Origin of the sequence: Plantactinospora sp. GCM10030261, from assembly GCF_042666615.1 — a bacterium.
Classification (GTDB): Bacteria; Actinomycetota; Actinomycetes; order Mycobacteriales; family Micromonosporaceae; genus KBS50.
On the sequence record NZ_JBHTDD010000001.1, the window covers coordinates 389,314 to 412,484 of the forward strand.

The following is a 23,171-nucleotide window of genomic DNA, read 5'->3' on the forward strand; positions in this document are numbered from 1 at the left end:
TATGGGCTGCCAGGCGCCTCCGTCCGCTCGATTACGGCTGCGCCGCCCGGCGGAGGAAGAGGGCCCGTTCGGCGGCGTTCCCGGTGAGGTCGGCGGCCTGCCGGAACGCCGCACCGGCTTCGTCGAGGCGGCCGAGTCGGGCCAGCAGGTCGCCACGGACGGCGGGATAGTAAGGATATCCGGCGAGAGCCGACTCGCCGGCCAGCTTCTCCACCAGATCGAGGCCGCGCTCCGGGCCGGACGCCATGCCGACCGCGACCGCCCGATTGAGTTCGACCACCGGTGACGGGGCAACCTGGGCAAGCACCTGGTAGATCGCGGCGATCTCCGCCCAGTCCGTCTCAGCGGGCGTCCCGGCCCGGGCGTGGCAGGCGGCGATGGCCGCCTGGAGGGTGTACCGCCCGAAGCCGCCGCCCAGGTCCTGAGCCCGCCGCAACGCGTCCAGTCCACGCCGGATCAGCAGCCGGTCCCACCGACGGCGATCCTGGTCGGGCAGCAGCACGGCCTCCCCGGCGGGGCCGGTCCGGGACGGCATCCGGGACGCCTGCAACTCCATCAAGGCGACCAGCCCGTGCGTCTCGGGCTCGGTCGGCAGCAGGCTTGCCAACATCCGGCCCAGCCGGAGCGCCTCCTCGGCCAGCGCCGGACGCATCCAGTCGGCTCCGGCGGTGGCCGCGTACCCCTCATTGAAGATCAGATAGATGACCCCGAGCACGGCGGTGAGCCGGTCGGCCAACTGGTCCGGCGGCGGCAGGTCGAACGGCACCCGCCGACTGGCCAGGATTTTCTTGGCCCGGGAGATCCGCTGGCCGGCCGTCGGCTCGGGGATGAGCAGGGCACGGGCTATCTCCGCCGTGGTCAGGCCGCCGAGCAGCCGCAGGGTGAGGGTCACCCGGGCGTCGGTGGTCAGCACCGGATGGCAGGCGGTGAAGATCAGCCGGAGCAGGTCGTCCTCGATCCTCACGTCCTCCACCGCCGCCATCGGGTCCGCCGTGGCCTCCCGGGTGGCGAGGTCCCGGCCGACCTCGGCCAGCTTCCGGGCGTACGTCGTCCGCCTGCGCAGCACGTCCACCGCCCGGTGCTTGGCGGTGGACGTGAGCCACGCCGCCGGATTCGGGGGTACGCCGTCCGCCGGCCACTGTTCGAGCGCGGCGACCAGCGCGTCCTGGGCCAGTTCCTCGGCCAGCCCGACGTCCTGCACGTACCGGGCCAGCGTGGCGATCAGCTTCGCCGACTCCATCCGCCACACCGCCTCGACGGCACGGCGCGTGACGTGCGCGGGATCGGTGGTCGCCATGACCACCGATCCAAGCACCTACCCGCGGGCCGGCAGGTCAGCCGGTCGGAGCGTCCCCGCCGAAGTCCTCCGGACCCATCACTCGCAGGACCTCGACGTCACCCTCCCAGCCGGGCCACATGTCGCGGTGCAGGCGCATGAACCGGGAGGCCCACTCGACGGCCTCCTCCCTGGACCGGACCTGATAGATGGCGTAACTCAGCATCTCCTTCGCCTCGGCGAACGGCCCGTCCGTGGTGGTCAGCTCGCCGCCGGCGACCCGGACCCGGGCACCGGCCGCGCTGGGCGCGAGCCCGCCCTGGTCGAGCAGGGCACCCGCCCGGGTCGCTTCCTCTCCCAAGTTCATGATCGCCTGGAACAGCCCGTCCGGTGGCGGGGTGTCGGCCCGGATGCCCTTCAACAGGGTCAGGTAGCGCATCGTCCTGTCTCCTTCTGAGGTGGATATGAATGTGGATGCGGATGTCAACGGACCTCGGTCCGGCGGATGTGCACCGCCACCGCCGACAGCCAGGCCGACGACAGCAGCACGGCGGCGGTGAAGGCCAGGATCGTCGGCCCGCTGCCCGCGCCGGCCCCGATGCCCACGAACGCCACCAGGAAGAACACCGCGGTGACCGCGGTGAACACGGCCCACCCGGTACGCCGTTCGGCGGCGAACCGCCGGGCCAGCAGCAGGCAGCCGACCACCATGGCCAGGAACCCGACCCCGCCGGCGACGAAGTGCAGCATGCCGTGCCAGCTCACCGGGGTGACCTCCGGTGTGCCGGGCGGGAAGCCCGCCCCTGGATCGGCCCGGAAGATCCCGGCCAGCACCAGGCCCACTCCGTACCCCGCGAACAGCCGCGGCGCCCAGATCGCGCCGCGACCGGTGCGCAGCGCCCGGCGCAGGCCGGCCGCGAAGGCCAACACCAGCACGCCGAAGAGCATCAGGTTGGCCATGTGGATCCAGCCCCAGGCACCGTTGGCGAGCAGGCTCCACGGATGCCGGGTCGGGTCGAAGCCGTCCCGCAGCGCCGCCTCGGTCAGCGACACCAGCACGTACGTCGGGCCGGCGATCACCCCGTACCCGAGCAGGGATCCGGTGGCCGCGGGCCCTGCGCGTCCCGCACGCGTCGCGGCGGTCCCGGCCGTGGCGGTCTGCTGCGTCATGGTCGTCTCCTCCGGTCAGCCGGGCCGGCCGCCGGCCCGTCACCCCCACCTCGAACGGGCCCGGAGGATTTCGACATCACCGCTCAAGATTTTCTGTGCCGCTCCGGGGGGTCGGCTGACGCCGTCGGCCGGCAATCCCAACGCGGACATCGCGGCCACGTAACGGTGAAAGGCACGCCCCGCCTCGCCGTGCCGTCCGACCCGGGTGAGCAGCGAGACGTGAGCCTCGTGGGCCGCCGCGTCATACGGGTCGGCCTCCAGCAGCCGCAGCAGGGCCCGGACCGCCCCGTCGACGTCGCGGCGACGCTCGGCCGCGCCCGCCAGCGCCCGTTCGACCTGGATGAACAGGGACCGGGCATAGTCCCGCAGGGGGACCGACCACTCGTCGTACGGCTCGTCGGCCAGGAAGTCGCCTGGATAGGCGCGGTCCGCGTCGGCAAGCAGGTGTAATCCGGCGGGATCATCGGTTGCGGCGGCGACAAGACGAAGGCCCTCTTCGGCGGCGGCGAGGAACGCCTCCACGTCCACGTCCACCTGCGCCAGGTCGAGCGCGACACTGGCCGTGTCGGCCCGGACGTACCGGTCCGGATCCACCCGTCGCTCGGGGTCGAGCACGCCGCGCAGGATGGACAGCGCCACGGTGAGCCGATGCGCGACCTTGCTCCGGTCGGTCGACTCCGGCCAGAGCAGTTCCGCCAGTTCGTCGCGGGGGATCGCGCGGCCGCGCCGGGCGACCAGGATCCGCAACAGGTCCCGGGCCTTGCGGGACTGCCAGGCGGCGACCGGGACCGGCGCACCGTCGACGACCACTTCGAACTGACCGAGGGTCCGCAGCGCCACCGAGCCGCGACTTCCGCCGCCGGCCCAGTGGATGGCCGTCACACCGAGGGCGGCGAGCCGGCCGGCGGCGACCCGGCCCTCCCCCCGCGCTCCCGGATCGGCCCCCGGCAACTGCCCGAGCAGTGCCGCCAAGCGGTCCACGTCCAGGCTCGCGCCCGCCTCGCGCCAGGTTCGCTGAGCCTCGGAAAAGGCGCGACGCGCCTCCACCGGGGTACGGGCCGCGTGCCCGAGAAGTTCGAGCGCCTCGGCGAGCGCCGCGACGTCGCTGTGCCGCCGGGCGTGTTCGGCAGCCGTACGCGCCAACTCGGCCACCCGGGACGGATCGCCCGCCGCGAGCGCCACCGTCCCGGCGGCCAGACAGGCGATCGCCGCGTAGGGTCCGGGCTCGCCGTCGGTGTGCGACTCGGCCAACGCCCGCCGGGCCGCCGCGTCCGCCGCGACCGGATCGTCCGGCCCGGCGACGCGGGCCAGCCCAGCCAACGCCGGCACGAGCCCTTGCAGGTCGGCGTCCCGGCCGGCGATCCGGATGGCCTCCTCGTACGCGGCCCGCGCCATGCCTGGCCGGCCGCGTAGCCGGTGCAGAGTGGCCTGACCGGTGAGCGGGTACGCGACCTTGCGGGAACCCATCCGTCGATAGAGGGCGGCAGCCCGCGCGTAGTCGGCCTCGGCCTCGTCGAGGTAGCCGAGCCGCAGGTGGATCTCACCCTGGTTGCACAGCGCCAGCGCCAGCATGGCCGCGTAGTCACTGCGGTCGGCCAACTGCACGGCGGGACGCACCTCAAGTAACGCCTCGGCGTAGCGCCCCTCCTGACACAGCGAACCGGCCCGGTTGGCGCGGACCCGGGTCACCTGGACGACGTCGCCGGCCGCCTCGGCGTAGCGCAGAGCGCAGTCGTAGTGCCGCTGCCGCCCGGCCCGGTCCCCGGTCAGGGTGCAACTGAGCGCTGTCGCGATGTGGGCGGTGGCCAGCGCGGTGGCGTCGGCGAGGGCACCGGCCAAGGCCAGCGCCTCGGCGGCGAGACGGCCACAGCCCGTCGCGTCGCCCAGCATCCAGCGCGCCGCCGCCGTCCATCCGAGCAGGATCGCCGTATCCCGATCCGCTACCCGGACACCCCGGTCGAAGTAATCGCCGGCTGCCTGGGGGCGGCCCCTGAGGTAGTCCACCACCCCGGCCCGCCAGGCGAGCGCGGCGGGCAGCGGGCCTGCCGGCCCGGCGAGTTCCCGGTACACCGTGCTCGCCGCATCGCTGTCCCCGATCACCTGGAGCGCCTCGCCGTACATCAGGCGGTCGCCGGGTCGGTTCCGCAGGGCCTCCACGATCAGACCGGCATGTCCCGCGGCGATCAGTGTCCGGCCGTGCTCCTGGACTAACCGGTTGACCCGCTCCGTCACGTCGTCCGGTCCTGGAGCGCGGTCCTGCTCGGTCGGGGTCGTCGAGTCGCCCTGCCCGGCGCGCGGACCGGCCTCGACGTCGAGCAGGCAGCGCAACGCCCGTCGCGGATGTCCCGCCGTCGCGTACCTGGCCGAGGCGTCGAGCAGGGTCGTCCGGCGGACCGGCTCCGGTAGCGGTTGCCAGGCCCGGATCGCCGCCGCTACCGCCGGCACCAGGGCGGCGCCCCGGATGAGTCCGATCGCGGTGAGGTAATCGACGACGGCCGGGGGCAGGGTGTCCACCGCTGGCAGGTGCGCCGCGACCCGCAACGCCCGCCGGACCGGACCGGACAGTGGAGTGAGTACCTCCGCGATCAGGTACTCGGTGACGGCGGAACTGGGATCGGCGCCGGCCGCGGCGGCGGCTCCCGCCAGGTGCAGCAAGGCCGGCCAGCCGCTGACCTGCTCGCCCATCCCGGCGTCGGCTCCGTACCGATCGGTCAGCAGTCGCCCGGCCTGGTCCGACGGTACGGCGAGATGGACCGGACCGAGTTCGCCCACGACGCCCCGACCACGCCAGCGGGCGGGAACCCGCACCCGGCTTCGGGACGTGAGGACCAGGCGGGCCGAGGTCCAACCCGCCGCCCGTTCGATCACCGCGTCGCCGATCCGGCTGCCGGCCGGCAGGTCCTCGATGACGTAGAGGATCCGCTCGTCCGGCAGATCGCCCGTCTCGGCGAGATCGACCGGCTGCCGGCGCAGCGTACCCGCCCAGTGCCCGACCACAGTGGACTTTCCGTATCCGGCGGCAGCGACCAGGACCGTCACCGTCGCGGAGGGAACCGGGCCGATCACACGCATGCGTCATCTCATCATGTCGGGCGGCCGACACGGCACTGTGAGCCGGCCGTGAGGTGGTCCTGAGCCCGCTCCGGATGCTGGATCCCATCGCAGGTCCCAGATCAACTCACGAACTTCCACAGGAGGAGACATGACGATGCGCAGGCGCACGCTGGCGCTGCTGGCGATCGTGACCGGTCTGGCGGTCGGTCCGCTCACCGCCGCGCCGGCCCAGGCGAACACTGCCGCCAACTGCATGTACCACCAGACGATCGGCAACGTCGACCTTGAGGTCAAGGTGTGCGCGTCGGGCGGCAACGACGTGATGGACAGCACCATCTGGGTCTACAACAAGGCGTCAAACAACGCCCACTACGTGCAGTTCCTGAACATCTGGACGGACATGGGCGGCTACAACACCTGCTACATCGGCTGGCTGAACCCGAAGAACACCCGGTTGTGCTCTGCCCTCACGGTCCAGTACCGCGAGGTCCCGATGTCCCAGCGCGCCTTCGGTGAGATCCGGTACTACGCGCCCGCAGCGGGCGAGTACCGGACGATCATCGGACCGTCGCAGCCGGTCCTGGTCTTCTGACCGGCTCCGCGGGCCGGTGCGAGTCGCACCGGCCCGCACCACCGAGCCTAGCTCCGGGCCAGTCGCCTGTTGGTCCACTCGGTGTGGCGTTTCCGCAGCTCGCCGGCCGTGAGATCGGTGCGCCCGAGGTCCTGGTAGTTGGGCAGCCAGGTCACCACGCTGGACCTGGTCCGTATCGCGGTCCACAGGTCCCAGAGCCGGATGTCGTCGACCACGACGTCGGCCGCCGCCTGATACCCGGCGAGGAAAGTGTCCGCCGCGTCCGGTCCGTGTAACAACGCCAGATCGAGCCGGCACCAGGCCAGGTCGAAGCCGCGCGGTCCGAGAGCCGCGCCGGACCAGTCGATCACGCCGGTCAGCCGGTCGTCGCTCCACAGCACATTGCCGGACCAGAAGTCGTAGTGGGTGAGCACGCGGGAACCGCCGACCAACCGCTCCCACCCGGCAGCGACCTCCGAAACCGCCCGGATGGCGTCGCCGTCCCGGGCGCCGTCGGGCATTGCCGGCGGTGCGGCGACCGCGAGGACATCCCGGAAGTGCCCCAGCGAGTCGATCGGGTGCGCGTGCACCCGGGCGAGGGCCGCGCCCAACCGCTCCGCCCGAGCGCACGCATCGCGCGGCCCGATGTGCGCGCGGCCGGGAATCCTCGTGATGACGACGGCCGGCTCGCCGAAGCGCTGGCCGTCCGGGTCAGCGGCCAGCAGGCGCGGCGCCAGCCCACCCAGGCCGTCGATGGCGCTCAACACCCGGGCCTCCCGACGCGCAGCGTCATCACCCGGTGGAAAGCGCCGAAGCACCACCTCGGCTGTCGGACGCTCGATGCGGATCAGATGAGTGCTGGCATGCGTACCGCCGGCGAGCCGGACCACGTCCCTGGCCGTAGCGCCGGGCCCAGCCGTCCGGACCGCCCAGTCGAGCGCCATCGCCGGTGGAGCAGGATTCACCATTCGGGGATGCTAATGCCCCTGGCCGAATCAGAGTGCGGGGTTGTGAGGCAGCCAGAGCGGGTCGTTACCGATCTTCAGCCGTGACACGAGGATGCAGGTCGGTGTGGGCATCGGGTGGTTCAGCGATCCACGGCCAGCCGAACACCCAAACCGACGAAGATTCCGCCGGTGGCGACGTCGATCCGGCGGCGCGCCGCCCGGCGCTCCCGCAGCCAGCCGCCGATCCGGCCGGCGAGGACGCCCACCGTGCCGTCCACCAGGAACTCCATCGCGATCATGATGGCCCCGAGGATGGCGAACTGTAGCCAGACCCGACCCAGCGCCGGGTTGATGAACTGGGGCAGGAAGGCGATCGTGAAGGTGACCATCTTCGGGTTCAGCAGGTTGGTCAGCAGACCGTTGAGGTACGCCCGGCGGCCCGACATCCCGCCACCGGCCACCGGCAGCTCACCCGGCCCGTCGTGGCGCCGACGGATCATCTGTACCCCCAGGTAGACCAGGTAGGCACCGCCGACCACCCGGACCACGGTGAAGGCGACCGGCGCCGCCGCGAACAGCGCGGCCAGGCCGGCGGCGGCCACCGCGATGTGCACCGCCTCGCTGGTCGCCACGCCGGCCGTGGCGAGCAACCCGGCACGGGGACCACCCCGAACCCCGCAGCCGAGCACGAACAACATGTCCGGTCCGGGCGTGACCATGGCGACGATCGTCGTGACCGCGAAGACCACGAGCAGGTTCTGGTCGATCGGCATCAACTGATCGTTCCACAGGGTCCAGAGTCCTGGATGGCCGTCATCCGGTGACGAAAATCAAGCGACCCGCGACAGTGCCTGGCGGTACAGTGACGGCGTCCAGCGCGAGCAACGGGAGGTGAGGAGCCGATGACCTGCATGACGGTTCACCGCGCCCTTTTCCTCCTTCCCGCCGCCCGCTGACCTTTCCTTTCTTCCAGGGCGGCCCGAGCGACCTCGGAGTTCGCGTTGTCCCACGATCAGACCGCCCACCGCGTCGTACGCGTGGAGCGGAAAGCCTGCGTACTGCTCACCCCGGCCGGTCCGCGGACCGTGCCCACCCTCGTCCCGGTCGCCGTCGGCGACTGGGCGCTGCTCGACGCGGCCGGCCAGGTGGCCGCGGTCGAACCCAGGAGCACCGAGATCCGCCGGTTGGCCACCGGCGGCCAGGCGGTCGAGCAGGTGCTCGCCGCCAACGTCGACGTCGTCGCGGTCTGCGCGCCCCTGGAACGGGACGCCCGGTTCGGGCGGATCGAACGGCTGCTCGCGCTCGCCTGGGCCTCCGGCGCACAGCCGCTGCTGGTCGCCACCAAGAGCGACCTGTGCGACCCGGCGGACATGGGTCCGGCGCTCGCGCAGTTCGCGGCCGCCGCGCCGGGCGTGGAGGTGGTGCCGGTCACGGTCACCGATCCCGACACCCTCGATCCGGTACGCGCCCAGCTCGTCCCCGATCGGACGCTTGTCGCCGTCGGCGCCAGCGGGGCCGGCAAGTCCAGCCTGATCAACGCGCTGATCGGCGGGGCGGCCCTGGCCACCGGCGAGGTGCGGCAGGACGGCAAGGGCCGGCACACCACCGCCTGGCGGGAACTTGTCGAGGTGCCCGGCGGCGGCTATCTGATCGACACGCCCGGTCTGCGTGCCGTGGGGCTGACCGACGCGGCGGATGGTGTCGACTCGGCGTACGCCGACATCACCGAGCTGGCCGCCGGCTGCCGGTTCAGCGACTGCCGGCACGACGGCGAGCCCGGCTGCGCGGTGCGGGCGGCGATCGACGCCGGGGAACTCGACGAGGGTCGGCTGGTCCGGCACCGCAAGCTGCAGCGCGAGTTGGCCTACCAGGCCCGGCGGTTCGACGCCCGGGCCCAGTCGGAGCAGCGCAAGATGTGGGCGAAGCTGTCCCGCACCGCCAACCCGTCCCGCCCCTGAGGCCCGGGTCGCCGGCCGCCCCGACGCCCGTCAGGGGCGGCCGGCACGCTCCGTCGCCGCGCGTTCCGCCGCGGCCCGGTCCGCCTCGGCGCGCTCCCATTCGGCGTGGTCGGCCACGATCCGCCGCCACAGGTCCCGCAATCGCCCCTCCGGCACGTCGTCAAGCGCCAACCGGAACTCGTCGCGCAGCAGCGCGCGCCATTCGGCGTACCCGGAAAGTTGCCGGCCCGGCGCGGACCCCGGCCGTTCGGTCAGCAGTTTGCCACGCAGGATCCGCACCGTGGTCGGCGTCCGGTGCTGGGCGGTGACCACCCGGACGAACCCGGACTCCGGCGACGTGGACATCTCGACGTGCCGATCCGCCAGGTCGACGGGTGACGCGGCGCCCGACGAGAAGTCCATGCCGGTGAACGCCCCATCCGGCTCGTGATCGAATCGCCAGCCACCGGGGACGACATCCGAGGGCCGCAGCCGGAACGCGTCGCCCGGCCCGAAGGTCGCCGGTGCGAGCGGCACGGGTTCGAGCGGACCGTCGCCCAGTCCCACGTCTACCCACCAGGCCCGGCCGTCGAGCACCGTGCTGAGCGCGAGATGGTTACCGTCGTCTCCGGGCGGCGTCGGAGAACTCCGACCCTGCACGCCGGCCCGATGCCAGGTCATCCGGTAGCCGAGCGCGGTAAGCAGCGTCGAGAATGCGCCGTTCAGGTGATAGCAGTAACCGCCCCGGCCGGCCACAACCTGCCGGGCCGACTCGACCGGATCGATCCCCCGCCGCTCGCCCAAGGCGATCCACAGTGTCTCGTAGGCCACCCGTTCGACGTGCGCGGCGTGCAGCCGGCGAAGCTGCGTCGCCGAGGGCCCGGCTGCCCGCTCGGCCGCCGGGTCGAGACCGAGCCTGGTCAGGTACGCCGTGACGAGCGGCCCGTCGAGTGCCGGTGGTCGCCACGGCTCCGGTCGGCCCGCGCCGGCCACCCCGACGCCCGATGCGTTGACCACCGGGTCAGGGTAGCCGGCCGGACCGACACGATCAGCCCTGTCACCGGCCGCCTCCCGCCTCGCCCAGTCATGGACGGCGGGCCAGTCGTCTTCGGCCAATGGGCGTAGCCGCACAGGCCCAATCCTCACCGATGACCCGCTGATACGGTGACTCGGTGCCCAAACTGGAGCGACTGGACGCCGAGCACGCCGCCGAGCTGCTCCGCTTCGAACAGGAGAACCGGGCATACTTCGCACGGTCCGTCCCTGACCGCGGTGACAACTACTTCACCGACTTCGCCGCCCGGCACGCGGCGCTGCTCGCCGAGCAGGCCACCGGCGCGTGCCGATTCCACGTCATGGTCGACGACGACGGCTCGGTCATCGGCCGGTTCAACCTCGTCGACCTCGTCGACGGCGAGGCGGAGCTGGGTTTCCGGGTGGCCGAGCGGGTGGCCGGGCGGGGCGTCGCGAAGGACGGCGTACGCCGCGTCATCGACCTGGCCCGCGACGAGTACGGCCTGCGGCGGCTGATCGCGTCCGCCGCGCTGGCGAACGTCGGCTCGCTCGCGGTGCTGCGCGGCACCGGGTTCATCCCCGTCGGCGAGGTGACGCTCGACGGCCAGCCCGGTCTGCGCCACGTCCGAGAGTTGCCGGGCCGCCCGGGAGGCTACGCTCCCCGTCCGATGTAGCCCCGGATCCACGCCTCCATGAACCGTCCCCAGTTGATCGGCCCGACCCGGCGCAGGTAGGCGCCCATCAGCAGCAGCCCGCCGCCGCCCACCGAGAGGAGCAGCCAGCGGGGCAACTCGCGCGACACCGGGGCTGGGGCACAGGAGGTGGGCTGGTAGTCCACGGTCATCTGGGTCAGCGGCGGCGGGAGGCGCTTCCCCGGGAACGACTCCCGGTCGATGCCACAGAACACCGGCCCGCCCGGCACCTCCACCCGCACCAGAGCCATGGCGGGTTGCCCGCCCCGGTCGGCCTCGACGGACACCACGGTTCCCGGGACCAACTCGCCGACCGGGGCGGGCGGCTCCAGGTCGGCGAAAAGACCCGCTAGCAGGAGCGCCGTCGAGACAACAACGCCAAATATGGTGAACCTAGGCCATAACGGCAGGCTGGAGTCGCGCCGCCGGTTGCGACCGGAGAATGGCATGGCCCAGACGGTAGCTTGGTCGATCAAGATACGACGCTGATACACGATCGAAGGCCGTCACCAACTGGCGGGACGGCCTTTGACATGGTGGAGCTGAGGGGATTTGAACCCCTGACCCCCTCGATGCGAACGAGGTGCGCTACCGGTCTGCGCCACAGCCCCCTGGCCCGTCCGCGACGGAACGGGCCGACGCCTAGGTTAACAGGTCGGCCGATCGGCACGCGAATCCGCCCCGCCGCGGCTGCCCCGGACGAGATCGACTCGAAGTACGGGATGTCGGGTGTTTGGAGCGACCGCAACACCCCCAATATCCCGTACATCGAGTCGATCTTGTAGCGACGTGTCGATCTTGCTGGGCGGCGTGGCAGTTAGGCGGAATGCGAGCCGCGGCCGGCCTCGTAGGGGCGGCCGCGCAGCCCACCGCTCCGCCGGTAGGAGACTGACCCGGCGGACCGGGCGCCGCCCGCCCGGCGGACACCACCGCCAGGAGAGCCGCCACCAGCCAGCGGACCGCCGCCACCGAGCGGACCGTCGGACCCTGACCCGCCCCCGGCCGCCGCCGCCGGCAGGTCCACCCGGTCCAAGCCCATCGCCGCTCGGCGTACGGCCTCCCGCTGGGCCGCCAACCGGCGCTGCGCCTCCCGGCGGGCCGCCGCCCGCCGGGCCTGTTCCCGCCGGACCTCGGCCTGCCGGGCGGCCAACCAGGCCGCTTCCCTGGCCTCGGCCCGCCGCCGCCGGCGGTCAGCCATCGCCCGGTTCCGCAGATGTACGACGTACACGGTCAGCAGGGTGCCGGTGACCGCGAAGCCGATCCAGAACCCGGGGCTGACCAGGATCACGCCGACCAACTCGGCGAGGTTGAGCAGTAGCAGCGCGGCGAAGACGCGACGGCGGCGGTAGACGGCCGGGGTGTGCCGCCGCGGGCGGCGGGCGGAGCCGTCGCGAGGCACCGCGCGCAGGGCGCCGAGCCGGCGACCGACACCGGCAGCGGTCCGAAGGCCAGCAACGGCAGCCGCCCGGCGACCCGCACCGGACGGGATCGAGGACGAGGCGCCGGCCCGCCTGGCGCCCGCCGCGGCCGAAGCGCCACCCCGGCCCACACCGCCGGAGAAGGAAGACGAGGACGACGTGCCGGCCGGCGCGCCGGAGACCGGCTTCGCCACGAGATAGCGGGCCGGGTTCACCGGACGACGGCCGGGCACGGTACGCCGCCGCCGACGACGCTGGAGCACCCGTGCCGTGGACTCGGCGCGCTCGGCGACCAGCCGCTCGGCGGCGTCGTACCGGCGCACCAGCGCCGGCGCGAGGGCCAGCAGGCCGGCGGCGGCGAGGATGGCGAGGAGCACCGAGGTCGGCACCCGCAACCCTCCCGTCGCCGTTGTCGAAGCGGCCGGTCGCCCGAAAGATTTTCGGACGCCGGCCACGAAATGCTCATTTCATCCGGTGAATCATCGTTCACCGCATGTTCGGTTACCCCAGGTTACGGGCGCGGCACCAGCACCGACGCGCGCCGCGCCGGTGCGGTGGCCAGGGAGGGGATCAGGAAGCGGTGGCGCGGAGCCGGTGCCAGCGGGCCAGCATGCCGCCGTCGGCGGCGACATCCTCACTGGTTAGGGCATATCCGAGGTGATCGCGCCAGGCGCCGTCGATGTGCATGTACCGGGGGTGGTAGCCCTCCTCCCGGAAGCCCAATTTCTCCACGACTCGCCGGGAAGGCCGATTTTCTGGCCGAATGTTCACTTCGATCCGGTGCAGCCCGCCGTGCTCGAACGCGTGGTCGACGGCCAGCGCCAGCGCGGTTGGCATCACCCCACGGCCGGCTGCCCGAGCGTCCACCCAGTAACCCGCGTACGCGGAGCAGAACGCCCGCCGGACGATGTTTCCCAGGTTCAGGTGCCCCACCAGCCGCTCGGGTCGGCCCGGTTCGCGCAGGCAGACCGCGAACGGCATCGCCTCCCCACGCCGGGCCGAGGCGCGCTGGTCCTTGTAGACGTACCGGAAGGACACCGGTGAGTTGAGTTCGTCCCATCGACCCGGCGGGCTGGACTCCCACGGCGCCAGCCAGCGCTCGTTCGCCCGCCGCACCTCCGACCAGGCTGTCGCGTCGGACCGCCGGTACGGCCGCAATAGCACCGGTCCGTCGGTCAGCACCGCCGGCCAGCCCGGCACCGACCGGAACATCAGCGCCGCCGGTCCAGCAACAACACGTCCACGGTGGAACCGGCCGCCGCGGTGGTCACCCGCTCCCCGAGCACCAACAGGCCGTTCGCGTCGGCCAGCCCGGAGAGGGTGTACGGCCCACCGCGCAGCGGTTGCACCGTGTAGCCGCCACCGCGCCGCTCCGCGACGTGAGCGGGGCGGAACTCGCGCAGCCCGGCCGGCGACGACACGGTCTCCAGCAGGTGCGCACGGGCACTCGGCCGGAACACCGGCTCGGCACCGGCGAGCAGTTGGATGGCGGGGCGGGCCAACACCTCGAAGCCGATCAACGCGGCACCGGGATCGCCAGGTAGACACACGACCGGCACCTCCTCGGCACCGACCGTACCGAATCCGAGCGCCGTTCCGGGATAGAGCGCCACCTCGGTAAAGGTGACCGGCCCGGCCCGGCTGCCCTCGCGGCGGGACAGGATGCGCCGGACCATGTCACCCGGCCCGGTGCCGGTGCCGCCGGTGGTGATGATCAGATCCGCCCGCAGCGTCTGGTCCTCCAGCAGGCCACGCAGCCCTTCCGGGTCGTCGTCGCAGATCCCCACCCGGTACGCCAGCGCGCCGACCTCGGCGGCGGCCGCGGTCAAGGCGTGCGAGTTGGTATCCACCACCTGCCCGGGCTGGCTGGCCCGACCCACGTCGACCAGCTCGTCGCCGGTCGCCACGATGACCACCCGCGGGCTGGGCCGGACCACCACGTGACCGATGCCGGTCGCCGCGAAGATCGCCACCAGCGCCGGCGAGACGTACGTCCCGGCGCGGGCGAGCAACTCCCCCGCCGCGACCTCCTCGCCGGCCCGACGTACGCCGTACCCCCGCTTGGGAATCCGGTAGATCTCCACGGCGGCCATGCCCTGGTCGGTCCACTCCACCGGCACCACCACGTCGGCCGTGCTGGGCAGCGGCGACCCGGCGGCCACCGAGAAGCAGGCACCGGGCGTGAGCCGTACCGGTCGCCAACTGGCCGCACCCAGGTCACCGACCACGTTGAGCCGCACCGGTCGCGGTTCACCGGTCCGGCCAGCACCGGGAAGCGGCCCGGCCGCCGGGGCGTAACCGGCGCCCCGGGCGAGAGCCAGGTCCTCCCACCGGGCGGCGTACCCGTCGATGGCGGCCTGGTCGAACGCTGGGAAGGCGTGCGGCGCCAGCACGTCCTCGGCCAGCGTGTTGCCGTGCGCCTGGGTGAGGTCGAGGTCGAGTGGGGGCAGCGCGCGGAGCCTGCGCAGCACACTGCCCAGGTAGTCGGCGAGCGGCGTCAACTCGTTCGCGGCCGCCTCGGCGTCGGCCGTCGCTGTCATGTACTGGACCCGCCAGGGAAGCCCGCGTTGACGAAGTCGGTAAGCCACTTGCGGAACTCGCCACCGAGATCGTCACGCTCGCTGGCGAGCTGCACCACGGTCTGCAGGTAGCCCAGCGGCTGACCGGTGTCGTAGCGGGTGCCCCGGTAGACGATGGCGTGCACCGGGGTCCCCTCGCGACGCATCAGGTCCATGGCATCGGTGAGTTGGATCTCGCCGCCGCTACCCGGTTCGGTGCGGCGGATCGCGTCGAAGATGCCGGCCGGCAACACGTACCGCCCGAGCACCGCCAGGTTGCTCGGCGCATCCTCCGGCTTCGGCTTCTCCACCAGGCCGGTCACCTTCACCACCTCGGCGATGTCGGCGTACTCCGACTCGGCCGGCTCGACCGAGGCGATGCCGTACCGCTTGGTGTCCGACGGCGGCACCTCGAAGAAGGCGAGCACGATGCCGCCGGTCCGGGCCTGGAGCTCCATCATCGCCGGCAGCAGCGGCTCGGCGAGGTTGACGAACTCGTCACCGAGCAGCACCGCGAAGGCTGCGTCACCGACGTGCGACTCCGCGTACCCGATGGCGTGGCCCAGGCCCAACTGCTCGGGCTGCCGGCAGGTGTAGATTTCGGCGAGTTCGCTGGGGCGGCGGACCGCGGCCAACCGCTCGGCGTCGCCCTTCTCCTCCAGGCGGGCCTCCAGGTCCGGCCGGCGGTCGAAGTGGTCCACCATCGAGGTCTTGCCGCGGCCAGTGATCAGCAGAACGTCGGTGACGCCCGCGTGGCTGGCCTCCTCGACGATGTATTGCAGCACCGGCCGATCGACCACCGGCAGCAGTTCCTTGGGCACGGCCTTGGTCGCGGGCAGGAAGCGGGTGGCCAGGCCGGCGGCGGGGATGACGGCCTTCACCGCGCGTGGGGTGGCGGACGTCGTGGCTGGGGTGGCAGATTGCTCCGACATGCCGCGAGACTATCGGCCGAGGCTCTGTCGTGACGGGTGTGGCCCGGAAGACGCGCCGCTGCGCACCGCCGGGCCGAGCGCCACCCGGTAGGTGTCGCGGCCGGCGGCCTTCGCCGCGTACAGGGCGTCGTCGGCGGCGTCGAGCACCCGCTGACCCGTGGTGGCGTGGTCGGGATAGACGGCGATGCCGATGGACACGGTGATCGGGATCGCCACCGGCCCGGCCGCACCAGCCCGCGGCGCGGTGATCGGGGTGTCGCGGACGGCGGCGCCCAGCCGCTCGGCGACCCGGACCGCCCCCCGCGCGTCGGTCTCGGGCAACAGCACCACGAATTCCTCCCCACCCTGACGGAACGTGAGATCGACCTCGCGGACAACGCCGCGGACCCGCCGGGCGAACTCGACAAGCACGGCGTCGCCGGCGGCGTGCCCGTGCGTGTCGTTGACGTCCTTGAAGCGGTCCAGGTCGAGCACCAGAACGCTAAGCATGCGGCCGAACCGGCTGGCCCGCTCGACCTCCCGGCGGATCGACTCCTTCAGGTAGCGGTAGTTCCAGAGCCCGGTCAGCGGGTCGGTGAGGGACAGCCGCTGCGCCTCCTCGTGCACCCGGACGTTGTCCACGGCGATCGCGGCGTGCCTGGCGAAGGATCGGAGGGTGGCCAGGTCGGCGTCGTCGAACTCGTCCCCGCCGAGCCGGTCGTAGAGGGCGAGCACACCGAGCGCCGGTGGCGGTGTCGTACCCCCCAGGGCGATCGCGGCCCGCGCGGCGGCGGTGCTGGCCGGCCCCTCACCGGGACCGCCCGGCGCGGCGAACGGCAGTGCCACGTACGTCGAGCACCGCGGTTCCTCCGGGATCAGCGGGGTGACATCCCGACGGACCCGACCCCGCCGCGGTTCACCGGTCGCCGCCACCTGGCCGAGCAGGCCGTCACCGAGCGGGATGCGGATCCGGGACGGGTCGTGGCCGGCCCCGCCCGGTCGGGTCGCCGGCACCGGCAGCCCCTCGGCGCACTGGCCGACGAGGGTGCCGGTGAGTTCGTCGACAAGCAGCACGATGCCCGCTCGGGCACCGCTGGCGGCCACCGCGCTGTGCAGGATCACCCGCAGGATCCGGTGTAGGTCGTGGGTGCTGGCGAGCGTGTCACCGAGCACCGCGAGATGACCCCGGAGCTGGTCCCGGCTGCTGGTCAGGGCGTGCACATAAGCCTGCGTCTCGCGGGCCATCCGGTTGAAGGCGTCGGCCAGCCGCCCCACCTCGTCCGTCCGGTGTACCGGCACCCGGGCGGACAGGTCCCCGTCGGCGACCAGGTCCGCGGCGCGGACCAGGTCGGCCAGCGGCCGGGTCGTTGACCGGGCCAACCGGGCGGCGGCCACCACCGCGATCACTCCGGCGGCGAGGACGGCGGCGGCGAGCAGGCCGTACGTCGCCAGCGGCTGGCCGCGCGGCACGGAGAGCACCAGCGACAGCGGTTGGCCGGGGGACGGGCCGACCCGGCGTACCCACCGGCCACCGTCGGCGCGGGCCACCGCCTCGCCGGTGAGTCCACGGGCGGCGGCGACCACGGACTCCCGGTCGGCGGGCGGCTCGGTGCTGCGTACCGTTCCCGGATCGGTGTCCAGCAGGGTCACGGCGGCTCCACTGACCGCGGCGAGCCGAGCCAGGAACGGGTCGTCGAGCGGTTGGGCGGCCCAGACGTCACCGATCCGGGTCCCGGCGCGGTCGCGCAGTTCCACCCGTACCGCGATGGCTTGCGGGGCACGCTGCGCGGGCAGCGGCGCGGCGCAGTCCGCCCACGGGCGGGGCGGGATGCTCGCGGTCTCGTAGTCGACGGTGCCGGAGGCGCCGGCGAGCCGGACCGCCCCGGCGAGACCGCGGCCGACCACCTGGTTGGCGGCGCCCGCTCGGGCGGCGGGTTCGGCCGTCAACGCCACCGCGTCGGCCGCGGCTCGTAGCTGCTGGCACAGCGCGCCGATGGAGACCCGGACCGCGGTGGCGGCCAGGTCGAGCCGGTCCAGCGAGCGCCGCGCGCCGTTCGCCACCAGGGTGGTGCCGGCGAGGACCGCTCCGAACAGGACCGGACCGAGCACGACGGTCAGGAACGCGGCGGTCAACCGGCGGCGCAGCGTCACTCGTCCCCCCGGAGGTTGCGCACCCTGCGATGCTGACACGGCTCCCTGGGATAACCCGTTCCGACGACGGAGAGTTGCGTGCCGGATTTATCGGATGAAGCGGAAGTTGCGCCGGAAGCGAAGGCCGCCCTTCGCCGCCGGGTGCTGGCCCGCCGACGGATGCTGTCCGCGCCCGACCGCGCCGCAGCCGCCGGGCTCGTCCAGCGTGCGCTTACCGATCTGGTACGCCGGCTGGGCCCGACCCGGGTCGCCGGGTACGTACCGGTGGGCGCCGAGCCCGGCGGGCCGGAACTGCCCGAGGTGCTGCGCGCGGCGCTGGCCGGAGCGGGCGGGCTGTTGTTGCCGGTGCTCCGCCCCGATCTCGACCTGGACTGGGCGGCATACACCGGACGAGACGGATTGCACGCCGCCGGCCGGGGGATGCGCGAGCCGGTGGGCGACCGGCTGGGCGTGGCGGCCGTCACCACGGCGCAGGTGGTGGTGGTGCCCGCGCTTGCGGTTGACCGGACCGGTGTCCGGCTGGGCCGGGGCGGCGGCTCGTACGATCGTGCCCTGGCCAGGCTCGCTCCCGGCGCGCTCGCCGTGGCGCTGCTGCACGACGCGGAACTGGTCGACCGGGTGCCGGCGCTACCGCACGACCGGCGGGTCGACGCGGTGATCACTCCGGGACACGGTTTCCGTCCGCTCGACGGCTGACCCCGGTGACCGGGCGGCCGGGTACGGGATAGATCACCACGAGGTTCGCTGGACGAAACGGGCCGGATGACGCACCATTGGCACTCGGATGTGTCGAGTGCCAAACGGCTTGCCCAGATCCGGAGGAGACCGTGCCCACCTACCAGTACGCCTGCACCGCATGCGGCCATCAGCTCGAGGCGGTGCAGTCCTTCGCCGATGAGCCGCTGACCGAGTGCCCGTCGTGCGAGGGCAGGTTGCGAAAGGTGTTCAACTCGGTCGGCATCGTCTTCAAGGGGTCGGGCTTCTACCGCACCGACTCCCGGGCCAAGAACGGAGCCGAGAAGTCGTCGTCTGCGGGGCCGGGCGCCGACTCGGCCGGCAAGAACGGCTCGAAGGACTCGAACGGGTCGACCGGGGCCGCTGGCAAGGGCGATTCGTCTTCGGGCTCGTCGGGTTCGTCCTCGTCGCCGGCCTCGACCTCGGGGTCGTCGTCGGGCGGCTCCGCGACCAAGCCGGCGGCGGCGAGCAACTCGACCGGCTCTTGATTAACTCGGTGTGAGACCGGACCTGCGGTACACCGCCGAGCACGAGACCGGCTTCTGGGTCACCTCCAGGTGAGCCCGAGCGGCCTCCTTGATTCCGTGTGAGCCCGAGCGGCCTCCTTGATTCCGTGTGAGCCCGAGCGGCCTCCTTGATCAACTCTATGTCGGGGATCCAGGGGTGTCCGGCGCGAGGGGACCGCCCTGTATCCCCGACATCGTGGCAGACTCAGCGTTGGCGGAGCCACCGGTGGCGGGCCCGGTAGGGCGGCTCGTCACCAGTGCGGTGGGCGCTCGGCGAGCAGCCGGTCGTCGTTGGAGTCGAGGCGCTCACCCCAGCCCCGATCGGTGTCGTCCGACGTCTGCTCGGGAAGCGTCACGATATCGTCGTCGCCCACCTCGACCGGGCGATCGTCGTCCAACCCTCGCTCATCCACGACGGCAAGGGTACCGAGCGATGGCGGACCGCCGCCGCACCTGCGGCACGTGACGCGTCCGGCCTGTCGTGTCCGACGTTGGTAGCGTCGGACGTTGTGAGCAATCAGCACGGCGAGGACCCGGACGCGTACTGGCGCCGGCCTCCCGACGGCGAGCCGACCTTCGGCGAACGGCCAGCGGCCAGCGGCCAGACCCCGTCCGGCGACCCGGCCACGTTCGGCGACCCGTCCATGTCCGGCGGCCGAGCCACCTTCGGAGAACCACCCATGTCCGGCGGGTGGTCGAGGTCCGGTCCCGGACCAGCGGGGCCAGACGGAGGCGGCGTCCCCCCCGCGCCGCCGCCGGCCGATTCCGAGTACCCGCCAAACGTGCCGTCGCCGACCTACTCCGGACCGCCGCCGAACGTGCCGCCGCCGCCCGAATGGCGGACGCCGGTGTATGTCGAGCCGCCCGCCCCCCGGCGACTGCCGGCGCAGAACCCCGAGGCGATCGACGCCGAGGAACAGTCCGCCCGGACGCTGACAAACGGCATCGCGCTGGTGGCCACCGCAGTGCTGATCGTGGTGATCTGTCTGCTCTGTTCCCGCGTGCTGTTCTAGGCGTGCGCGAAGCCCGAAGGACACGGAACCGGCACGACCCAACCGGCGGTGCTGCCGGGGGTATCCACATTCGTCTCCGGTATACCGGTACACCGTGTGTTGCCGTTCCCGGCGTACGACTCGGGAGACCGACGACGCGACCGCCGAGGTGCGCCACGGACCGGCGGCGGGTCGATCAGAGCACGCCCTCCCACACGGCGCGGGCGCCCGTGTCACCGGTCTGGTACACGTACCAGCCCGTCACCCCCGCGAGAACCACAACGACAGCGGCCAGAAGCCAGCTCAACCACGTGGGCAATGCCCGGACCCGGCGATACCCACTGGTGATCAGCAGCAACAGGAGGGTCGCGGCGGCCAGTCCGAGCGTCCACCAGAACAGCAGGTCGGCCAATGCCGCGTGCTCGGTGACCTGCCCCAGGATCTCGGGCGGATAGTTCTTCGCGACGAGCACCGCCTCAAGCTGCTCCCCGGATTCCTTTGCGACATAGACGGCCGCCACCGCCGCCACCGACAGCAGGCCGGCCAGCCAGCCCACCTTCGACCGGAACCGGGGCACGAGCGCGTACGCCACGGCCGCGAGAATCAGCATCGGCACAAGGGCCACCGCCGCGTGCACCAACAACGCGTGCGCCGGCAGTCCCTGGATCTCCCTGAACACCCACCACCTCCTGGCCGTCGCCGAGAGCGTACGACGCTTCCGGCCTTCGTGCCCGAATTCACGTGTGGCGCCTCACGACGGTTCGATCCCGGTCGGATGGTCGTGTCCACGGTCACCGCCATCGATCCGGACAAGCGGGAACACGCTGTTTCGTGTTGTTATTGCGGAGTGTCGAGCGAGGAACTGCTCCGGTCCGCGGGGCTGCGGGTCACCCGCCCAAGGCTCGCCGTGCTGGACATTCTCGCCGGAGGTGGCCATCTGGAGGTGGAGGAGATCACCCGCCGGGCCCGCCAGCGCCTCGAATCCGTCTCCACCCAGGCCGTTTACGACGTGCTCGGCGCGTTGTCGCGCGCTGGACTGGCCCGGCGGATCGAACCGGCCGGCAGCCCGGCGCTGTTCGAGGCCCGGGTCGGCGACAACCATCATCACGTGGTGTGCCGAGGGTGCGGCGTGGTCAGCGACATCGACGGTGCCCGCGGCGCGGCTCCGTGCCTGGACCCGGAGAACGCCAACGGGTTCCAGGTCGACGAGGCGGAAGTGACCTTCTGGGGGCTCTGCCCCGCCTGCCAGTGCCGCCGGGGTACCGGCGCCTAGCGCCGGAGGCCCGTCGCGGACCACCCGCCGACCCGTCGCGGACCCCACCCGCTGACCCGTCGCCGACGCACCCGCCGGCCTGTCACGGACCTCTGCCGCCGGCCTGTCACGGACGCCGACGCACGGGGTGTACGCGGTCCGGGCGTGGCACGCTTGGCGGGTGGACCACGATCTCGACCACGCCGAGGACCTCGGCCTGTTCGGCCCCTCCTCGGTCACCTGGAAGGTGCACCACGAGCCGGTACTCCTCGTTGCCGGCCTCCGCTCGCTCTATCTCCAGGCCCTGCATCCGCGCGCCATGGCGGGCGTGGACCAGAACAGCGGCTACAAGACCGACCCGTGGGGACGGCTGACCCGCACGGCGACCTATGTGGCGACGACCATCTACGGCACCACCGCGCAGGCCGAGGCGGCCGGGCGACGGCTTCGAGTGCGGCACGCCCGGATGCGGGCGCATGATCCGTTCACCGGTGAAGAGTTCCGGATCGACGAGCCGGATCTGCTCCGCTGGGTGCACGTCACCGAGGTGGAGTCGTTCGTGAGTACCGCCCGGCGGGCTGGCCTGGCCTTGACCGACTCGGAGGTCGACGCGTACTACGCCGAGCAGCGGCGGGCCGCTGAGCTTGTCGGACTGGATCCGGCGAGCGTGCCGGGATCCGCCGCGGCGGTGTCGGCCTACTACCGGGAGGTCCGGCCCGAACTGCGGATGACCCGGGCGGCCGCCGAGACTGGTCTGTTCCTGACCGCTCCGCCGGTGCCGTGGAAGCTGAGCCTTCCGGTGCGTCTCGGGCTCGGGCCGGCTCGGCTCGCCTACCTCGGGATCGCCGGGACGGCATTCGGGCTGCTTCCGGCCTGGGCGCGCCGGATGTACGGCGCGCTCGGGCTACCCACGACCGACCTTTCCGCGGCGCTCGGGGTCCGGGCGCTGCGGCTCATGATCAACGCCATTCCTCGGTCGCTCGTGGAGGGGCCGATCTACCAGGCCGCCCAGGCTCGCGTAGCGGCGGCCGGGCGGTAGGGCTACCCGTCGGCGGCCAGCGTGCGGTCGATACCGGCCCACGGGTCGGCGGACGGCGACTGGTTGCCGTCGGGGCAGCTCCGCCGATAGTCACACCAGGTGCACAGCGGACCGGGGGTGGTGGGAAACGCCTCGTCGGGGTCGGTTCCATCGGCGGCCGCCCGCTCCGCGTCGATGATGTCCCGTGCCGTGTCCTCGGCCCGTGAGACCTGCCGGGCCAGCGACTCGGGACTGTGCTCGTGCGCGGCCACCGACCCGCTCGGCAGGTGGTGCAACTCCACCCGACGGCACGGGCGCCGGAACACCCGCTCGGCCGCGTACGCGTACAGGGCCAGCGCCGACGATCCCCGGGCGTCGTCCGCGTCCACTCCGTACCGGCCGGTCTTGTAGTCCACGATCACCGCCTCGGGACCGTCCGGGCCGGACCGGGAGTCGATCCGGTCGGCCCGACCGTTGAAGGCGAGCACAGCCGTCTTCACCGCGACGACGCGTTCCACCCCCAGCGGATCATCCGCCGGGTCCAGCGTCGCCACATAGGACTCCAACCAACTCAACGCCCGGCGGAAGGCCGACCTCTCCTGCTCGGTGTCCCGGTAACCCTCGGCCACCCAGGTGCCACGCAGCAGTCGCGGCAGCGCCTCCGGCGCGCGGCGCTCGGGCGGTAACGCGTACCAGTTTTTCAGGGCGGTGTGAACGCTGGCGCCAAGCGAGTTGTGCGCCCACGGCGGTCCCTTCGGCGGCCCCGGCCGGTCGACATAGGCGAACCGGTAGCGGCGGGGGCAGTCCGCGAAGGCGGCGAGCTTGCTCGGGGTACAGACAAAGAGCCGCTCCGGCATGCCCTCGAAGCCGAGCTGTCCGGTCGCCTCGGCGCGCGGTCGGGGAGTCCGCCCGCCGGCGGTGGGAGGTCTGCGCACCACCCGATCCTGCCATCCGGCACCGACATTCCCG

Annotated in this window: 24 protein-coding genes and 1 tRNA gene; 8 read left to right on the top strand and 17 right to left on the bottom strand. The window is 72.6% G+C overall.

The genetic code is table 11. From position 1 onward, the window contains the following. Positions 1–31: 31 nt before the first annotated feature. Genes ACFQUZ_RS01915 through ACFQUZ_RS01930 form a run of 4 tightly spaced genes read right to left on the bottom strand, consistent with a single transcriptional unit; the run spans position 32 to position 5,518 of the window. Positions 32–1,297, bottom strand: coding sequence for an RNA polymerase sigma factor (locus ACFQUZ_RS01915; protein ID WP_377437034.1), 1,266 nt, complete (start codon positions 1,295–1,297; stop codon positions 32–34). Between the two features lie 37 nt (positions 1,298–1,334). After that, complete coding sequence (locus ACFQUZ_RS01920) at positions 1,335–1,715, bottom strand: YciI family protein (RefSeq protein ID WP_377437035.1); 381 nt, start codon at positions 1,713–1,715, stop codon at positions 1,335–1,337. A gap of 44 nt (positions 1,716–1,759) precedes the next feature. Then, the gene (locus tag ACFQUZ_RS01925; RefSeq protein WP_377437036.1) at positions 1,760–2,446 is read right to left on the bottom strand and encodes a DUF998 domain-containing protein; all 687 of its coding nucleotides are present in this window, start codon (positions 2,444–2,446) and stop codon (positions 1,760–1,762) included. Between the two features lie 39 nt (positions 2,447–2,485). After that, entirely contained in the window at positions 2,486–5,518 is a 3,033-nt protein-coding gene (locus ACFQUZ_RS01930; RefSeq protein WP_377437038.1) for a tetratricopeptide repeat protein, read from the bottom strand. A 130-nt stretch (positions 5,519–5,648) separates the two neighbouring features. On the opposite strand from ACFQUZ_RS01930, the gene ACFQUZ_RS01935 reads away from it, so the two are divergent. Then, the gene (locus ACFQUZ_RS01935; RefSeq protein WP_377437039.1) at positions 5,649–6,092 is read left to right on the top strand and encodes a hypothetical protein; all 444 of its coding nucleotides are present in this window, start codon (positions 5,649–5,651) and stop codon (positions 6,090–6,092) included. Between the two features lie 47 nt (positions 6,093–6,139). On the opposite strand, the gene ACFQUZ_RS01940 is transcribed toward ACFQUZ_RS01935, so the two are convergent. Continuing rightward, the gene (locus tag ACFQUZ_RS01940; RefSeq protein ID WP_377437041.1) at positions 6,140–7,039 is read right to left on the bottom strand and encodes a phosphotransferase family protein; all 900 of its coding nucleotides are present in this window, start codon (positions 7,037–7,039) and stop codon (positions 6,140–6,142) included. A gap of 119 nt (positions 7,040–7,158) precedes the next feature. Then, a complete protein-coding gene (locus ACFQUZ_RS01945) occupies positions 7,159–7,791 on the bottom strand; it encodes a LysE family translocator (protein ID WP_377437043.1) in 633 nt (210 codons plus the stop codon). Positions 7,792–8,019: 228 nt separating this feature from the next. Here ACFQUZ_RS01945 and rsgA point away from each other — a divergent pair, with 228 nt between their 5' ends. Continuing rightward, on the top strand, positions 8,020–8,976 hold the full coding sequence (rsgA, locus tag ACFQUZ_RS01950) for a ribosome small subunit-dependent GTPase A (protein ID WP_377437044.1): 957 nt from the start codon (positions 8,020–8,022) through the stop codon (positions 8,974–8,976). Between the two features lie 30 nt (positions 8,977–9,006). Here rsgA and ACFQUZ_RS01955 read toward each other — a convergent pair whose 3' ends face one another. Continuing rightward, complete coding sequence (locus tag ACFQUZ_RS01955; protein ID WP_377437046.1) at positions 9,007–9,972, bottom strand: arylamine N-acetyltransferase; 966 nt, start codon at positions 9,970–9,972, stop codon at positions 9,007–9,009. Between the two features lie 155 nt (positions 9,973–10,127). On the opposite strand from ACFQUZ_RS01955, the gene ACFQUZ_RS01960 reads away from it, so the two are divergent. Then, entirely contained in the window at positions 10,128–10,643 is a 516-nt protein-coding gene (locus ACFQUZ_RS01960) for a GNAT family N-acetyltransferase (RefSeq protein ID WP_377437047.1), read from the top strand. On the opposite strand, the gene ACFQUZ_RS01965 is transcribed toward ACFQUZ_RS01960, so the two are convergent. From ACFQUZ_RS01965 to ACFQUZ_RS01995, 7 genes are all read right to left on the bottom strand, one after another. Then, the gene (locus ACFQUZ_RS01965) at positions 10,622–11,110 is read right to left on the bottom strand and encodes a hypothetical protein (protein WP_377437048.1); all 489 of its coding nucleotides are present in this window, start codon (positions 11,108–11,110) and stop codon (positions 10,622–10,624) included. The two genes, ACFQUZ_RS01960 and ACFQUZ_RS01965, sit on opposite strands and share 22 nt — an antisense overlap. A gap of 85 nt (positions 11,111–11,195) precedes the next feature. Next, positions 11,196–11,272 (bottom strand) — tRNA-Ala (locus ACFQUZ_RS01970). Between the two features lie 206 nt (positions 11,273–11,478). Continuing rightward, complete coding sequence (locus ACFQUZ_RS01975; RefSeq protein WP_377437049.1) at positions 11,479–12,474, bottom strand: hypothetical protein; 996 nt, start codon at positions 12,472–12,474, stop codon at positions 11,479–11,481. A gap of 175 nt (positions 12,475–12,649) precedes the next feature. Then, positions 12,650–13,291, bottom strand: coding sequence for a GNAT family N-acetyltransferase (locus ACFQUZ_RS01980; protein ID WP_377437050.1), 642 nt, complete (start codon positions 13,289–13,291; stop codon positions 12,650–12,652). Beyond that, entirely contained in the window at positions 13,291–14,619 is a 1,329-nt protein-coding gene (gene glp / locus ACFQUZ_RS01985; RefSeq protein WP_377437051.1) for a gephyrin-like molybdotransferase Glp, read from the bottom strand. The genes ACFQUZ_RS01980 and glp overlap by 1 nt, the downstream gene beginning before the upstream one ends. After that, positions 14,616–15,569, bottom strand: coding sequence for a UTP--glucose-1-phosphate uridylyltransferase (locus tag ACFQUZ_RS01990; RefSeq protein WP_377437053.1), 954 nt, complete (start codon positions 15,567–15,569; stop codon positions 14,616–14,618). The genes glp and ACFQUZ_RS01990 overlap by 4 nt, the downstream gene beginning before the upstream one ends. 9 nt (positions 15,570–15,578) lie before the next feature. Continuing rightward, positions 15,579–17,699, bottom strand: coding sequence for a diguanylate cyclase (locus tag ACFQUZ_RS01995; RefSeq protein ID WP_377437054.1), 2,121 nt, complete (start codon positions 17,697–17,699; stop codon positions 15,579–15,581). 78 nt (positions 17,700–17,777) lie between these two features. Here ACFQUZ_RS01995 and ACFQUZ_RS02000 point away from each other — a divergent pair, with 78 nt between their 5' ends. Beyond that, positions 17,778–18,395: a 5-formyltetrahydrofolate cyclo-ligase gene (locus ACFQUZ_RS02000; RefSeq protein WP_377437055.1), complete on the top strand. Its 618-nt coding sequence runs from the start codon at positions 17,778–17,780 to the stop codon at positions 18,393–18,395. A gap of 131 nt (positions 18,396–18,526) precedes the next feature. Then, entirely contained in the window at positions 18,527–18,922 is a 396-nt protein-coding gene (locus ACFQUZ_RS02005) for an FmdB family zinc ribbon protein (RefSeq protein WP_377437056.1), read from the top strand. Positions 18,923–19,191: 269 nt separating this feature from the next. Here the strand turns inward: ACFQUZ_RS02005 and ACFQUZ_RS02010 are convergent, their stop codons facing one another. Next, positions 19,192–19,353 (bottom strand): hypothetical protein, encoded by a 162-nt coding sequence (locus ACFQUZ_RS02010; RefSeq protein WP_377437057.1) that lies wholly within the window; start codon positions 19,351–19,353, stop codon positions 19,192–19,194. Between the two features lie 96 nt (positions 19,354–19,449). On the opposite strand from ACFQUZ_RS02010, the gene ACFQUZ_RS02015 reads away from it, so the two are divergent. Beyond that, the gene (locus tag ACFQUZ_RS02015; protein WP_377437058.1) at positions 19,450–19,953 is read left to right on the top strand and encodes a hypothetical protein; all 504 of its coding nucleotides are present in this window, start codon (positions 19,450–19,452) and stop codon (positions 19,951–19,953) included. A gap of 175 nt (positions 19,954–20,128) precedes the next feature. On the opposite strand, the gene ACFQUZ_RS02020 is transcribed toward ACFQUZ_RS02015, so the two are convergent. Then, a complete protein-coding gene (locus ACFQUZ_RS02020) occupies positions 20,129–20,611 on the bottom strand; it encodes a DUF2231 domain-containing protein (RefSeq protein WP_377437059.1) in 483 nt (160 codons plus the stop codon). Positions 20,612–20,707: 96 nt separating this feature from the next. Here ACFQUZ_RS02020 and ACFQUZ_RS02025 point away from each other — a divergent pair, with 96 nt between their 5' ends. After that, positions 20,708–21,205 (top strand): Fur family transcriptional regulator, encoded by a 498-nt coding sequence (locus ACFQUZ_RS02025; protein WP_377437060.1) that lies wholly within the window; start codon positions 20,708–20,710, stop codon positions 21,203–21,205. Between the two features lie 160 nt (positions 21,206–21,365). After that, a complete protein-coding gene (locus ACFQUZ_RS02030; protein WP_377437061.1) occupies positions 21,366–22,223 on the top strand; it encodes an oxygenase MpaB family protein in 858 nt (285 codons plus the stop codon). 2 nt (positions 22,224–22,225) lie between these two features. Here the strand turns inward: ACFQUZ_RS02030 and ACFQUZ_RS02035 are convergent, their stop codons facing one another. Further along, positions 22,226–23,137: a RecB family exonuclease gene (locus ACFQUZ_RS02035; protein WP_377437062.1), complete on the bottom strand. Its 912-nt coding sequence runs from the start codon at positions 23,135–23,137 to the stop codon at positions 22,226–22,228. Between the last annotated feature and the right edge of the window lie 34 nt (positions 23,138–23,171).